10 protein-coding genes and 4 pseudogenes are annotated in these 14,423 nt (G+C 65.1%); 3 read left to right on the forward strand and 11 right to left on the reverse strand.

Annotated elements, in window-relative coordinates; genetic code table 11:
* Positions 1 to 432 precede the first annotated feature (432 nt).
* Positions 433 to 3,510, reverse strand: coding sequence for an MMPL/RND family transporter (locus tag G6N19_RS19815; RefSeq protein ID WP_407663421.1), 3,078 nt, complete (start codon positions 3,508 to 3,510; stop codon positions 433 to 435).
* A 110-nt stretch (positions 3,511 to 3,620) separates the two neighbouring features.
* On the reverse strand, positions 3,621 to 4,055 hold the full coding sequence (locus tag G6N19_RS19820; RefSeq protein WP_041317922.1) for a DUF6188 family protein: 435 nt from the start codon (positions 4,053 to 4,055) through the stop codon (positions 3,621 to 3,623).
* A gap of 215 nt (positions 4,056 to 4,270) precedes the next feature.
* Here G6N19_RS19820 and G6N19_RS19825 point away from each other — a divergent pair, with 215 nt between their 5' ends.
* The gene (locus G6N19_RS19825) at positions 4,271 to 5,050 is read left to right on the forward strand and encodes a TetR/AcrR family transcriptional regulator (RefSeq protein WP_013828997.1); all 780 of its coding nucleotides are present in this window, start codon (positions 4,271 to 4,273) and stop codon (positions 5,048 to 5,050) included.
* A gap of 11 nt (positions 5,051 to 5,061) precedes the next feature.
* On the opposite strand, the gene G6N19_RS19830 is transcribed toward G6N19_RS19825, so the two are convergent.
* From G6N19_RS19830 to G6N19_RS19845, 4 genes are all read right to left on the reverse strand, one after another.
* Complete coding sequence (locus G6N19_RS19830; protein ID WP_220096837.1) at positions 5,062 to 5,607, reverse strand: hypothetical protein; 546 nt, start codon at positions 5,605 to 5,607, stop codon at positions 5,062 to 5,064.
* Between the two features lie 307 nt (positions 5,608 to 5,914).
* The gene (locus tag G6N19_RS19835) at positions 5,915 to 6,940 is read right to left on the reverse strand and encodes an ATP-binding protein (protein ID WP_013828995.1); all 1,026 of its coding nucleotides are present in this window, start codon (positions 6,938 to 6,940) and stop codon (positions 5,915 to 5,917) included.
* Entirely contained in the window at positions 6,928 to 9,003 is a 2,076-nt protein-coding gene (locus G6N19_RS19840) for a Mu transposase C-terminal domain-containing protein (RefSeq protein WP_232062439.1), read from the reverse strand. The genes G6N19_RS19835 and G6N19_RS19840 overlap by 13 nt, the downstream gene beginning before the upstream one ends.
* A 5-nt stretch (positions 9,004 to 9,008) precedes the next feature.
* Positions 9,009 to 9,752 (reverse strand): TnsA-like heteromeric transposase endonuclease subunit, encoded by a 744-nt coding sequence (locus G6N19_RS19845; RefSeq protein WP_165757716.1) that lies wholly within the window; start codon positions 9,750 to 9,752, stop codon positions 9,009 to 9,011.
* Between the two features lie 534 nt (positions 9,753 to 10,286).
* Between G6N19_RS19845 and G6N19_RS19850 the strand changes: the two genes are divergently transcribed.
* Entirely contained in the window at positions 10,287 to 10,568 is a 282-nt protein-coding gene (locus G6N19_RS19850) for a type II toxin-antitoxin system Phd/YefM family antitoxin (protein ID WP_041319839.1), read from the forward strand.
* Positions 10,569 to 10,576: 8 nt separating this feature from the next.
* Positions 10,577 to 10,831: a type II toxin-antitoxin system RelE family toxin gene (locus G6N19_RS19855; protein WP_232062440.1), complete on the forward strand. Its 255-nt coding sequence runs from the start codon at positions 10,577 to 10,579 to the stop codon at positions 10,829 to 10,831.
* Positions 10,832 to 10,890: 59 nt separating this feature from the next.
* On the opposite strand, the pseudogene G6N19_RS19860 reads toward G6N19_RS19855, so the two are convergent.
* The 5 genes and pseudogenes from G6N19_RS19860 to G6N19_RS21460 all read right to left on the reverse strand — a co-directional run.
* Positions 10,891 to 11,622: pseudogene (locus G6N19_RS19860) on the reverse strand (IS256 family transposase); the annotation flags it as partial.
* A gap of 14 nt (positions 11,623 to 11,636) precedes the next feature.
* Positions 11,637 to 13,012: pseudogene (locus G6N19_RS19865) on the reverse strand (ISL3 family transposase).
* A gap of 77 nt (positions 13,013 to 13,089) precedes the next feature.
* A pseudogene (locus tag G6N19_RS19870) lies at positions 13,090 to 13,599 on the reverse strand (transposase); the annotation flags it as partial.
* A 399-nt stretch (positions 13,600 to 13,998) separates the two neighbouring features.
* Positions 13,999 to 14,214: pseudogene (locus tag G6N19_RS21720) on the reverse strand (GNAT family N-acetyltransferase); the annotation flags it as partial.
* Positions 14,211 to 14,411, reverse strand: coding sequence for a type II toxin-antitoxin system TacA family antitoxin (locus G6N19_RS21460; RefSeq protein ID WP_408632454.1), 201 nt, complete (start codon positions 14,409 to 14,411; stop codon positions 14,211 to 14,213). The pseudogene G6N19_RS21720 and the gene G6N19_RS21460, both read right to left, overlap by 4 nt.
* Positions 14,412 to 14,423: the final 12 nt, after the last annotated feature.

Here is a 14,423-nt window from a genome sequence, read left to right on the forward strand (position 1 = left end):
TTCGGAGCGCGGCACCCCGCTTCCTGTTCCTCGGAAGCTATTGTCCGTTGTCGATCTATCTGGGGCAGGTCTGGGACCCTGACCTGCGGTGCCTCAGATCAAGTGACGACCGGCAACGGACGGTTTGCCATTTGAACTGGGGTAGGTCGACTTTCGTGGCAGCGAGCGAGCTTGATGGGGTCTCAGTTGTCTCTGGAGCGGAGTCGCCTGTGGGGTAGGGGCGGGAGGATTCCGAACGCCTGGTCCAGCGCGCGGCCGGGGTTTGTCAGCCATCAGCGGGTCCTGCTTGGTCCGGCTGGGACCTGAAGATGCCGCCAGAAACCCCGGCCCGCGCTCGCGCCGTCGACACAGTCCACGTCAGCCTCGCTCACCGGTTCCCGGAACGCCCTGACCATGCCTGGCCAGTCCACCAGTGGATGTACGATCAGCAACTCATGCGGCACGCCGGCCGCGATGACGGTGCCGCACGTTGGGCCACCAGCTGGCTTCGCGCAGCAGTGTGGCGATGGCGGGGACGGTGAGGGTGCGCACCAGGAAGGTGTCGAGGAGTAGCCCACAGCCGATGATGAGTCCGGCCTGGATCATGATGGCGATCGAGCCGGTGGTGAGGCCGAACATGCTGGCGGCGAAGATCAGGCCGGCTGAGGTGATGACGGAGCCGGTGTTGGCGACGGTGCGTAGTACGCCGACGCGGATATTGGGTCCGGATTCTTCGCGCAGCCGTGAGACGAGCAGCATGTTGTAGTCGGCGCCGACTGCTACCAGGATGATGAACGCCAACAGGGGTACCGGCCAGGCGATTTCGTATCCGAGGCCCCATTGGAATATCAGAACGCCGATGCCTAGTGAGGCCAAGTAGTTCAAAACGACGGTGCCCAGCAGGTACAACGGGGCCACTATGGCGCGCAGCAACACCACCAGGATGAGCCCGACAATGAGCAGGGTGGCGATGGCCAGTTGGGCGAAGTCCGCCCGCAGCAATCGCTGGATGTCGGAGTTGACGGCGGGGAACCCGGCAACCGAGACGGAGGCGTCGGCCAGTGAGGTGTTGGGCCGCGCCGCGTTGGCAACGTCGACGATCTTGTGTGCCAGGCGGATTGCTGCGCCACTGTAGGGGTCGGGGGTCGATTCGATGGCAAAGCGTGCGGTTTTGCCGTCGGCTGACAGGAATTGTTTCGCTACATCGGCGAATCGGCGGTTCTCAAAGACATTGGCGGGCAGGTAGAAGCCGCTGGCGGAGTCCGAGGAGGCGCTGGCGCGAGCGGAGTTCTGCAGTTGGGTGGCGATCTGGTTCATCCCGGACAGCAGTTCGATGTTGCTGTCGACCAGCGTGTGCACGCCGGTCGCCAGTGCTTGGGCGCCCGCGGCGAGTTGGCTGATGCCGTCTTGGAGTCGACTGATGTTGCCGGCCAGGTCGGCGGGATCACCGAGGGCTCCGAAGGCCTTGTCCAAGGCGGTGACCGCGGTTTGGACATTGGCGAGGGTGCCGGCCACGGTGGCATTAGTGTCGGGGTTGTAGTGGTCGCCGAGGTCGGCGACCTCGGTGAAGAATCCGCTGTCGCGCAAGCTCACCAGAATCTGAACTTGATCGCGGATTTGGGCGCACTGCGGTGTGGTGGCGCACCACGGGGAGGTGTTGAGGGCGCCGACGAGGGGGTTGAGGATGGCGATGGCGTTTTGGGCTTGTTCGGCCAGGGGCCGCAGCCCGGGGCCGGATTGGATGGCTTTGTCGACGGCCGGGGCGGTGGCTGAAAGCTGTTGCAGCAAAGGCTGGAACCGCTGAACCTGAGTGCCGGCGGACTGAGCTTGAGCCAGTATCCCGGTCAGTGGTGTCAAAGCGCTGCGCAGGGTGGTGTCAAGCTGAGCGAGCCCGCCGGCGAGTTGGTCGGCGCCGTCGGTGAGCCTGGCGAGATCGTCCTTGCGTTCGTTGCCGTCGGCGACGGCGCCAGCCAACTTGTCGCCGATCTGGCCGTTCTGCCACGAGAGTTGGGCCTGCTCGAGGCGCTCTCCGGTGGGCCGGGTGACCCCGGAAACTTTTTTGACGCCGGGAATCTGGGAGATGCGGGAGGCCATTTCGTCGAGGTCGGCCAGCCCCTTACCGGTGCGCATGTCGGTGGGGCTTTCCACGACCAGGAATTCGGGGATGACGATATCTTTGCCGAAGTGGCGGTCCAGCAGCTGGTAGCCCTGGTTGCTGGCGGTGCTGGTGGGCTGGCCTTTGCGGTCGTCGTAGCTGATTTTCATCGTCGCCGCGACTCCTGCCAGAGCCAGCAGGATGACCAGGCTGGTGATCAGCAACCGGCCGGGGCGCCGGACCACCGCGACGGCGACGCTGTTCCAGTACCGGCGGGTCCGATCGGATTTTGGTTCGCCGATACGGCGTTTGGCGGCCAGCGCCAGCACCGGCGGCAGCAGCGTGACCGTGGCTGCGAATCCGACGAGCACCGCGACCGCGCACGCCGGGCCGAGCGCGGCGAACACACTCAGGCGGGCGAAGACCATCGCCAAAAACGCGAACGCGACGGTGGCCGCCGAGGCCAGGATCACCCGGCCGATGCTGGCTGTAGCGTGGATAACGGCCTGATCGGCGGGCACCTGCGCGCGGCGCTGCTCGTGATAGCGGCTGATCAAAAACACCGTGTAATCGGTGCCCGCGCCCAGCAGGATCGCGGTCATAAACGCCACGGTGAACTGCGAGACAGGCATACCCATCTCGCCCAGTGCGGACAGCACACCGCGCCCGACGGCCAGGCTCACCCCGATCACCAGCAGCGGCAGCAGCGCGGTGAACACCGACCGGTACACGATCAGCAGGATCAGCGCGATCAGACCTGCAGTCGCGATCGAAATCAGCAGCAGGTCGTGCTCGGCAGAAGCGATCATGTCACTGAACGTCGCCGGCGGCCCCGTCACATACGCCGTGGTCGACGTGCCGGCGAACACCCCAGCGGCGATGCCACGCACCGCCTGCACGGAGGCGGCCGCGGTGGGATCACCCAGCGTGCCGGCCACGCCCACCGGCAGATACCAAGCCTGGTGGTCGTGGCTGACCGCGTGGGCCGCGGTGACCGGGTCGGCCAGCAGGTCTTCAACCAGCAAGACGTGATCGGTGTCGGCGCGCAGCCGCGCCACCAGCTGGTCGTAGTGCTGCCGCGCCGCGGGGGTCAACCCGGCGGGGTCTTCCATCGCGACGAACACCATCGTTTTGGAACCCTGTTCGCCGAACGCCGCGCTCATGCGGTCCACCGTTTGAAACGACGGCACATCGCGCGGGAGCAGGTTCACCGACTGCTGCCGCACCACCGTCTCCAACTGGGGAAACAACAGCGCCAGCACCACCGCAACGCCGACCCATGCCCCCATCACCAGCGCCTTGTGCCGCACCGTGAACCCAGCCAGCGCCGCCAACCGCGCGCTGTACTCGCTGGAATCGGCCGTAGGGGTCGAACGACCATTGCGCTTCAGCAGTGTCGCCGTGGTACCCGAGAAGTCCCGATCGCCGTCGGCCACCACACCTCCATCAAACGAAACTATCGATATCGCTACGCTACTCGCAGTACCACATCGTCGATACATGCGCTATTCAGCGGCGCACGCGCGACGCAGCGCGGAATAGACCATTAACGACGTGCGGCGAGATCTACCTCGGCGTCGTCGGCCTCGGGGATGTCATAGCGGACCACCCGGACCCGCCCATGCGGCAGGCACGCCATGTAGCCGTGGTGCCTGCCGTACAACTCCCAGGCGGTGACCTGCGGGTGGGCGTCAACATCGATGCGGTGTCCGCTGGAAAAACCAAGGTGCAGCCCACCACCATCGCCGCACCATGCCTGCGTGCACACCGCGCCGGCGAGATCCAGCAGTGGGCGCTCATGAGTCGCGACCCGGCCGGGATCGATGAACACTGCCTCGACCGGAAAGTCACCGACGGCGGGCAGCGTAAGCCGCAGCGGGCGGTAAATGACCACCTCATTGCAGTCATCGAAGTCCAACACCAGCCCATCACGCAGCGACACGCGTTGCACAACGCACGCTTGAATCCATTGGGGGTACATGGCGCCTCCGTCGACACATCCTCGGGTGATGCACAAATAGTACTACTAGTAGCGCTCCGCTACTAGTAGTAGCGTTAACTGCGAGCCACGGAGGCCGAACGGACACTACGGCGCTCCCACTACGAACCGTTTCGCTGCGCTACCGTTAGTGCCATAACCGTCGGCCTAAGCGCGCAACGCCGGCCAAAAACGCGGAAGCAGCGAGGTGAGCGAGGGTGAGCAGCCGGCTGGAGTTCGGCCACGACGACGGCAACGACGATGACAACATCGACCCCCGCCGGATCCGATCCCGCAATCGCCTACTGGACGCAGCGGCCGCACTGCTCACCAGCGGCGGCATTGAGGCCGTCACCATCGATGCGGTCACCAAAGCCTCCAAGGTGGCTCGCACCACCCTCTACCGCCATTTCAACAACTCGTCGCAGTTGCTCGCAGCGACCTTCGAGCGGCTGCTACCTCAAGTCACCCCGCCCGCACCGGCCAGTGGAACGCTGCGCGAACGGCTCATCGAACTGCTCACCCGCCAGGCCGCCTTATTCGCCGACGCTCCGCTGCACGTCACCGCGCTGGCCTGGCTCGCCCTGGGCCCCACCGCAACCACCGATCACACCAGCGGTGAGCACGCCCCCAGGGCGCTACGCGCACGAGTCATTGACCAATACCGACAACCCTTCGACGCCATCCTGCAAAGCACCGAAGCCCGCGCCGAACTCGGCGACTTCGACGTCGAACTCGTACTGTGCCAACTCATCGGGCCATTCGCCTTCGCGCGAATGACCGGCCTACGCACCATGACTGCCCACGACTGCACACGCATCGTCGACGACTTCCTCACCGCCCACCGTCACAACGACAGCGAACCCGCAACCACACAGGTCGGCGATAATTTCACCGCAGGTCAGGCACCAAACAGTGCCTCAGGTCAAACGAGAACGGACACCCGCGCTGGCCGTGGCCGACGCGCACCCACTTCTCGGCCGAATGAGGGCGATTAGCCGACGTTGCACTACGTTGCGGGCTCGTTCCCTGCCTTGGAGTCGGGCCGGTTGACGCGTGTGGCGCTGAGTTGCTGATCATAGATCCACTGTTCGATGGGGCGGGTGTGGTCGCGGCGCCGGGGAAACCGGCCGCCGATACTGACGTAGACCGCATCGACGGCGCGGGCTCGCGCGGGTGTTGCTGCCACGGTGTTCCAGATCCGGACGCGAGCGTCAGCCAGGATGGCGGCCAAGGCGATCAGATCGGGGTAGGCGGCGATGTGGGCGTCGACGTCGGCGTGGGCGGGCGGCAGCGTGAACAGGCCCGCGCTGCGTGACCAGCAGCGGTGGATCCGCGCGGCATCCTTGACCGCGAAGCGCGCGGTGTTGTTGTGGCGGCGGTGCAGTCGGGCATGGCGCTGCGCGGCGGCGATCACGACGGGTGCACAGCGCAGATCGCGTTGATCATCGAGGGTGTGGGTGCCCGGACCGATCCATCTGCGGTGTTGGCGGCAGACGGTGGCGTAGTCGGGCAACCAGCAGTAGACGGGCTCGTAGACCCCGCGGCGTGCCATGCAGAGCCGGCATGCGGGCCGGGCGTGGCGGCGTTGTCGGGTGGTGTGGCGGTCGCGGTCGGCCAGCCCTATTAGTCGGGCATCAAGAGTGACTAAAGGGTGGTTGCTGGCGGTTGCCAACCAGTCCGGCCTGGGACGGCAGATCGCGGGACCGTCGGCCAGGTAGCACCGCAGCTGCCGGGGTTTCACATGGTTGGCGTGCGCGAGGCGATCAAGGTAGGACTGGACGGTCTCGGTGTGAAACGGTGTGACGGTTCGGGGTAACGGCGCCACGGGCCCCTGGGGCCACGCCGGGGCGGTAGACACCTCAGCTGGCACTGCGTTGTGCCGATGTTTGGGCCGCGTAGTCGATGAGCACGGTGTCCATCAGCTCTCGGGTGACGCTTTCGGTTTCGTCGAGCATGCTGCGGATCGCCGCCGCGCGGATCAGGTGCGCCAGGCTGCCGATCATGCCGCCGGTGCGTTGATGCAGGTACTTGGCCTCGGCGACCAGCGTTCCCGCGTTGTGACGGTGCAGCCGCAGGGTGCCTTCCATCGCGGCCACCAGCGACTTCCATTCTCCGGCGTATGGGAACGAGCTGGTGTTGATCACGCCGCAGCGCCCGGCGAGCTGGCGGCCGCGGGTGCCGGTGAACACGCCGGAGCGCTCGACGTCGATGCCAGCGTAGACGAAGGTGGCCGGTAGGTGTTCGGTGAAGTACTTCAGATGATCGGACAGTTCTTCGCCGGCGCGGGTGTCGAGGTTGAGGTTGTGGATCTCATCGACGATCACAATGTCGGTGCGGGCGTCGATGAGGACCTGACAGACAGCATCAGAGATGTCGGTGACGTTCATCCGCGGTTGTATCATCGGAAGGCCCAGAAATCGGGCGAACTCCATCGCGAGTTTGCGCGGCGAGCCTTTCGGCGGCGCCGTCGCATACACCACCGGAATCCGGGACTTGTCGGCGAATCGTGTCCGGATACGCAGTTCGTGAAACCGACCGAGCTGTTTGACCGCGGTGGTCTTCCCAGTTGCGGCTGCCCCGGAAATGATCAGTCCGCGCCGGGCGCCGATCTCGCGTTGGTTGAGCAGCGTCAGCAGCCGGCCCTCGTTGGTGATGCGCTGGATCGCCGACGTGGTGACCACGACCAATTCACTGTGATGAGCGACGCGGGCCTCGTTGTAGTTGGTCCGCTCGGCCTCCGACAGGGCGCTCCACTGCGCATCGGGCAACAGGATGAACTCGGGTGGATCCGCATCAACGAAACGGCGCCAACCCTCCAGCGTGGTGGTGGGTTGGCGCCGATCCTCGAGTTGGCTCACCGGGGCAATCGTGTTCACAGCCGCCACGATTCAGCCTCCTTGCGTGCATCAAACACCGGAAGTGGTATGACCTGCGCGGTCTCGGCGTCCTCGCCGTCGTCTTCGTCGTCTGACGGCGCATCTGCCTCAACGGAGGGTGCTGCGGCGTCCGGCCGTGGCCACGCCGGCGCCGTGGTCGCCCGCGTTCGGCCCGCCACCCGGCGATCCTTCGATTCCTGTCGGGAGGGTTCGGGGCCTTGTGCGGCTCGGTCGAGCAGTTCGTCGGCCGCGCGGGCGATCTCGGCCTCGGTCGCTTGATCCTGCCCGCGCTGGGCCAGCACGGTACGCGCATGCTGCCACATCGATTCGCCGAACGGCACCGGGTGGGTGCGTAAATACGTCCAGGTCGCGGCCAGCCAGCCCTCGTCGTGATGGTTGCGCACCCAGATCCGCGACACGTCGTAAGGGTCGTGATGCACTTCCCACTGGCCCTTCTTGGATTCCACCCCCGAATGCTGGCGGCGGTAGGGGTTGAGTGCCTTGGCGTCGTAGGTGCGGTTGTTGACCCGAATGCCGTAGGAATTGATGCGTCGCCAGCACGACGGCAGCAACTCGATGTAATCGTCGGCCGACAGCGGCACCGGAACATACCCGGCGACTTCGACCAAAGCGGCGTACTTCTCGTTGGGAGTCAAGGGTTTTCCCGGGGTGACGGGGTCACGCAAGCCGTCGTGGGGACGGTTTTGCCAGACTGCGACGATCCACTCGTCCAGCAGGGCTTGCAGTTCCACGATCGACCACACCGCGTCCTGTTCGGCGTTCTTGCCGCGCCGCTCGACGCTGGAGCCGACATACCCGGCGACATGCTGGGCGAACAAGGTGGCCACCGACTGCAGCGTCCGCTCGATCTTGGGTTTGTCGGTCGGCGTGTCGGGATGGGCGGGCTGCAGATTGATACCCAGCGTGCAACAAGCCTGGCGGAAGGTTTGCGACAGATAGGCCTTCCCGTGGTCCCACACCACGGTCTCCGGGGCGATCACTGGCCGGGCGGCCGCATCGGCCAACCGCTGATCCACTTCGGTCAAGCAGCGGTGCGGCAGCACTGAGCGCGACATGCGCAGCGCATCGGACCATCCCGGCCGCATCGGCTCCGGCGTCAGTGCCCGCGCCAGCAGCAGCGCAGCGTCGACCGCTTTGGTCGTGGGCCGCAATACCGCCGCCGGAACTGAGCGGGTCGCATCGTCAACCATGCCGGTCAGCTCGACCCGGTCGACCGTCCCGTCGTCGAGGACCACCCGCACATCCAGTGGAGTCGAATCAATCTCGACCATCTCACCGGGCCGTGCCACCGTCAGCACACCGAACGGGCTACCTGGCTGTTTGGCCAGCGAACGGCGGGTGCGCGCGGACCCGAACGTGTGCCGGCCCGCCGACAACCTCTTCACCAGGCGATAGAAAGTGCGCTGCGAGGGCATCGCCGGAGCGTCCTGCGCGCCGTATTGAGCCACCAACGATTTTGTCACCCGTCGCTGCAAGCGGCTGACCGTCCCGGTCGACAGGTCGGTCTCGTCATCGATTGCCTGCCGGATCGCGGCCACCAGCCGCTCGTCGACGCGGCCGAACACCGGCCGGCGGGGGATGTGACGACGATCGACAACGCCCAATAGGCCGTCTCGTTCGTAGGCATAGCGTTGCCGCTGCAACGTGTTCAAGCTGATCTCGTGGCCGGCCGACTGCAGCTCGGCGAGCTTGGTCAGCTCGCGCTGCCGCAGCGAACACGACGTCGGATCGAACTCGGGTCGCGGCCGACTCCCTGCCTCGGCATCAACCCGTCGACCCGTCAACACCTCGATCAAGTGCCGTTCCCACCAGCGGGCCCGCTCCGCGGCAGCCTCCGGCACACCGGCCAAGGCTTCCTCGGAACACAGAGCAGGTCGCGACCCCGACACCAACTCCAACGTCGTGTCACCCAGCAGCCGAGACAGCGGTACCACCGACTGCCCGCCGACCGCATCGGTCAGCCTGGCTGCGCCACCAGAAAGTGTGGCAACCGTGAACACCCCGTCGGATAAACGGATTTCATCGCCTTCACGGATGACACCTGAACGCATACCCGTCATCGCCACAAGGCGGGGCCGACGATCGACTCCTCGGCCAACACGGCCCCGCAAAGGTCAACACCCAGCCGCCCATGCCACAGCAGGTGGAACAGCACCGGCAACACCATGATCGCTTCGCCGACCGATCTCACACCGGCCATCAGCGGCCGCGCCGAGTCGAACACCGCTTCCAACGCCGCAGCGACCGCCGGGCGGTACACCCGTGGATGCCGATACCCAGATAACCAGCGCAGGTTCGCCGTCACCACCGGATCTGCCTCGCCCACACGCTGATAGGCCCATCCGAGCGACCGGCACGCCTGATCCGATCGAGCGAATAACTCAGCATCAGCATCCGATATCCGGTCATCGCGGCGCACGTCGAGAACCCTCGCGGATCCGTCGGACAAACGCACGAAGTAGTCAGGCACGTGGTGCCTGCCATCACCCCAGTGCAACCGGAACGGCTGCGACGCAACGCCAGTGACCGCGGGGTCAGCATCCAGCGCCATCAAATGGTCACGCTCCACCCACGACTCATACCCGATGTGTTCACGAGTCGTCGAAAACCACCACATCCCTGGATAATTACTCTGTCCACGAAACGACGGGAAACCGCGGATAGGTGAACAGTCCAACTCAAAGTCCGCCGTGGCGCACTCCGCTAGCGGCAAGCGCGAGCGCCCTCCTCCGGTGGAGCTGAATTCAAGCTCAACACCACCGTTGACCTGCGGCCACAGCGCCGCCGGAGCCGTACGCACCTAAATAACGCTACCGGCGGTACCTCAGATAGATTGGCAAAGACACGCCGATACCTCAGATATCGCGACAATGCCCAACGTCGGATGTCAACGGACAGCTATGCGCGGGAAGATAATTCGGCAGCCGGGACACCCGAATATTTCGTCACTGTGACGTATTGCCAGCCAGGCGGGAACCGCTGCGCGTCCGACACTTGCCACATCCAGACGGATTGGGGTCCGGCCGGGGTGATGCCGATCTGAGGTTCGTCGATTGGCAGCAGCGTTCGCGCTGGGGCGGCCGCCAGTGTCCGATGGTTTCGGGAAGCCGGACGCAACCGGTCAGCCGTCAAGTCGTCGCAGCTTGTTGCCAACTTGTTCCGGATCGACAGAAGAGATCAGCGACACCGGCTCGGTCGGAAGCCACATCCAGCGGACATACCTGCTGGTACCGGTGCGTGCTCGGCAGGTGCGAGTTGCCGCGTGGCCGCGGCGAGGAACATCGGCCTTAATTCAAGCCGATCATCGGCCGTGATTTAGGCTAATGTGGATGACATGCGGATACTGGCCATCTCGAAGATGAAGGACAAGCTCAACGAGTACGTCGATGCGGTCGCCCAAACGCAGGATCAGATCACGATCACCAAGAACGGTGCACCGGCGGCGGTGCTCGTCGGCGCCGACGAGTGGGAATCGTTGCAAGAGACGCTCTACTGGCTTTCCCAGCCCGGGATCAAAGAATCGATTGCTGAGGCCGACGCCGATATTGACGCTGGGCGCACGTACGGCGAGGACGAAATTCGTGCCGAGTTCGGCGCGCCTCGGCGTGCCGGCTAACGTAGCCGATGGGTTACACGGTTAGGTTCACCAGCACCGCGCGGCGCGACCTGCACAAGCTGCCGCCACGGGTGCTCTCGGCCGTGATTGAGTTCGCTTTCGGCGACCTGGCACACGAACCGCACCGCGTTGGCAAGCCGCTCCGGCGTGAACTGACCGGGCTGTATAGCGCCCGGCGCGGACCGTACCGCCTGTTGTACCGGATCGACCAGGGGCGCTCACTGGTGCTGATTCAGCGTGTCGATCAGATAGCGTCCCGCTGAGTGGTGGACTTCGGATCTGGCGTGGTTCACGCGTTGCGATCAACGAGTCATGTTGAACGCTAGGCGATTTGGTGTTGTTTGGCAAGTGCTTCCGCGGCGTGTTTCTTCGCGATGACCGCCCGTAGTTCGTCCATGGAGACATCGGAGAGATAACGCCGGGTGACTTGCCATTCGTCGTGGGATTCGATGACCACCGCGGTCGCCAGGCGCAGAAACGAAGCCGGGTTGGGGAAGATCTCCACGACATCGGCGCGGCGTTTGATCTCCTTGTTCAACCGCTCGATCGGATTGTTCGACCAAATCTTCTGCCAATGGGCCTTGGGGAACGCGGTGAACGCCAGCACATCGGTCTTGGCCTCGCCCATCATTGCTGCGACCTTCGGGAAACTTTCCGCCAGGGTGTCAGCGACGCGGTCCCACTGCTCGGCCACCTCCTCGGGGTCGGTGTGAGCAAAGATCGTCTTGACCGCCGCCGTCACCGCTGGAGCATGCTTGGCCGAGACCGCAGTGTGCAGATTCCGCATGAAATGCACCCGACACCGCTGCCACGACGAACCGGCGAACTGCTGGGCCACCGCCGATTTCAGGCCGGCGTGGGCATCAGAGATCACCAGATGCACCCCCGCGAGGCCACGTGCCTTCAGCGAGGCGAGAAACTCACGCCAGAACTCATAAGACTCACTGTCACCGACAGCGGTCCCCAGCACTTCGCGGGTGCCGTCGATGGACACCCCGGTGGCCACCACCAGGGCCTGAGAGACCACGTGCGCCCCGATCCGGACCTTGCAAAACGGGCTCTTCCGAGTTAGCAGGGGCGTAGCCGCCTGGCTCTGAGTGGCGCTCGCCGTGATTGGCGGGTGCAGGCCCACCGTACTCGGCGGCGTTGGTTGGTGGGGTTACGGAAGCCGAAGGCGGTCCGGCCGACGTGCTTGACGATCCGGTTGTAGCCTTCACTGCGGGCATTTGTCAGGCCGGTGGTGATCGCGAGAATCATTGGTGCCTGCCAGGTTTCGATGGTCTTTGCCAGGTCGTGAATCTCCGGGACAGCGGTGGCGGCGCAGAAGTCGTAGAACTGCCACAGGGCGGCGTTGACGTCGGCGCGAGCGCCGCCGGTCGTAGCGCAGGCCAGCACGTCGCGCAGCAGCTCTTTGGCGATCCAGGCGGCCAGGATGTTGCCGGCGGGATCAGCAGCGGCCAGGGCGGCGACCAGGCGAGCGTGCTGGTCATCGGTGAGACGTTCAGCAGCACGCAGCAACCGGCGCCGGTTGAGCCACTCGCCGTCGGCTTTGCGGCCCCGTCGTCCCCGGTTGTCCCAAGTGGTGCGCCGGCGCACCGCCTCAACGGTCTGGTTGGCTCGTTTGACCAGGTGAAACTTGTCGACGATCAGCTGGGCGTGGGGCAGAGCGTCGCGGGCGGCTTTGGCGTAGGTGTTCGACATGTCGATCGCCACGTAGTCGATGGCGGCCCGCCAGGCTGGGTCACGCTCAGCGAGCCAGTTGGCTACGGGTTTGGCCGAGCGGCCGTTGATCTGCACCAGCAGGCCCCCGGCGCCGGCGATGTCGACCAGTCCGGTGTCGAAGCGGTCGACCCAGATCCGCGCGCCGGTGTCGGGGTCGGTCTCGTAGTGGGCCTTGCCGCGGCGGGTCTCATCCATGCCGAGCACGGTGATCGGCTCGGGCTCACCGTCAAGGGCCGCATCGGCGGTCGTGGCCACCGCGGCGTGGCAGGTGTTCCAGGTGCAGCCGTAGGCGTCAGCGACCGCGACCACCGACCGGTCATCGTCGAGGACCGCGTGGGCCATCTCGGTCTTCGCCCGTAGCGTGATCCGGGCACGCGGTGGGACCGCTGGTGTCGCCTCGGTGAACGTCTTCTTCTCACATGAGTCGTTGGTGCACAGCCATTTCCGCTTCCGCCACACCATCAGCGGTCGTCCTGGCCCCATCTTGACATCACGCGGTCGGGTGATCACCCAACCGCGGTGGCCGGCAGTGGACCGGGTCTGGCACGTCGTGCACCGGCCGACCCAGTCCGGGGCGGTGCGGACCTCGAGCACCCGGACACCATCGTGACCGACGCGGACCGCATCGACGACGATGCCATCGAGACCGAGCAGCAAGGAACTATCGTTGGACAAGGCTCGCGCCCTTCTTGTGTTGGATGCGTGAAGAACACCCAGTTCACAAGGGCGCGAGCCCTCAATCAGTCACCGACACGATCCGAATCGGTCACCCCAGGACCCCCATCAAGTCGGAAGAGCCGCAAAACGTCGCGTCACAGAACACGTACGGAAACGTCGTGTGAGCCAGGCTGCGGGTCCGAAACGCTTCGATCTCCTTGTCGAGGCCAGCGCAGATCCGCGAGACCTCCGATTTGGACACCCCTGACTGCACGCCCATCGCGGCCACCAGGTCATCGACACTGCGGGTGGACACGCCGTGCACGTAAGCCTCCATGATGACCGCGTGCAGTGCGCGGTCGATGCGGCGGCGGCGCTCCAGCAGCGACGGAAAGAACGACCCGGCCCGCAGCTTGGGGATGCCCACCTCGACATCACCGGAGGTGGTCGACACCGTCTTGGGCCGATGGCCGTTACGGTGCACCGTGCGCCCATCGGCGCGCTCATAGCGGCCGGCACCGATCGCAGCAGTGGCCTCGGCCTCGATCAGCGCCTGCAGCCCAGCACGGATCAGCTCGGCAAACACCGCGCCGCCATCAGCGGACTTCAGTGCATCGAGCTGAGCAAGCAGGGCAGAATGATCCTGGGTCATCGCGTCGTGTGTCTTCCTGTTGAGTCACTTGGTAGGTAACTCACTGACCACTACGCGATGGCCCACCCCAACACCGGCAACGACACACCTCGAACGTGTCCGCACAGTTCAACCCCGGTCACGAAACCCCACCACCCCAGGGGACTTACCCGTCGATCATCGCGCGGACGTTTACCGGCGCTGAGGATGGCAGCCCCGGCGGAACGTAACTTTGCACCCGCCACAAGGTCCGACAGCCGAATCGTCATCAAGGGGTGCGAGCCCTTTCACCTAATGCAACTCGGTGTAGTCTAACGCCGATAACGTACATTATGTCAGCTCAAGGTCGCCGATTTGCCGTTCGCTCCGACCCCTAGCGCCTCAGCACGATCAGCCTCGTCCTCCGCAAGGCTTTCCGCTTCGGCGCGGTAAGTCGGCGTATGACACTGCCCCTGACGCGAGTGCGTAGTAGCCGACGACGCCCCCCTGGCACGTGACGAAGCAGCGAGATGCGCCGCCGGCGTGGTTGGCCAGCGCACGGGTGCGGAGGTAGTCGTCCAGACTTAGTTCTCCACCGTCAAATATCCCGACATCGTCGGACTCGCTGAGTGGCCGTGGGCGGCTGTAGCCACTCACGCCTCAGGATCGAACAGCGATGGCTTGTCGAACATCTTCGCCAATGCCGGCCTGTATTGGACGGGCCGGTCGAGCAAGGCGCTGAACTCAGCCCAATTGGCGTCATCGAGTAAGAAGTGCCGCCGGTCTGCGAGAACATCGCGAGCGTGCGCGACGGTGGCACACACCGTAAAGGTTGTCAGGTCGGTCCCCTCCACCTCGGCGGCACG

The organism is Mycobacterium novum (genome assembly GCF_010726505.1).
Taxonomy (GTDB): Bacteria; Actinomycetota; Actinomycetes; order Mycobacteriales; family Mycobacteriaceae; genus Mycobacterium; species Mycobacterium algericum.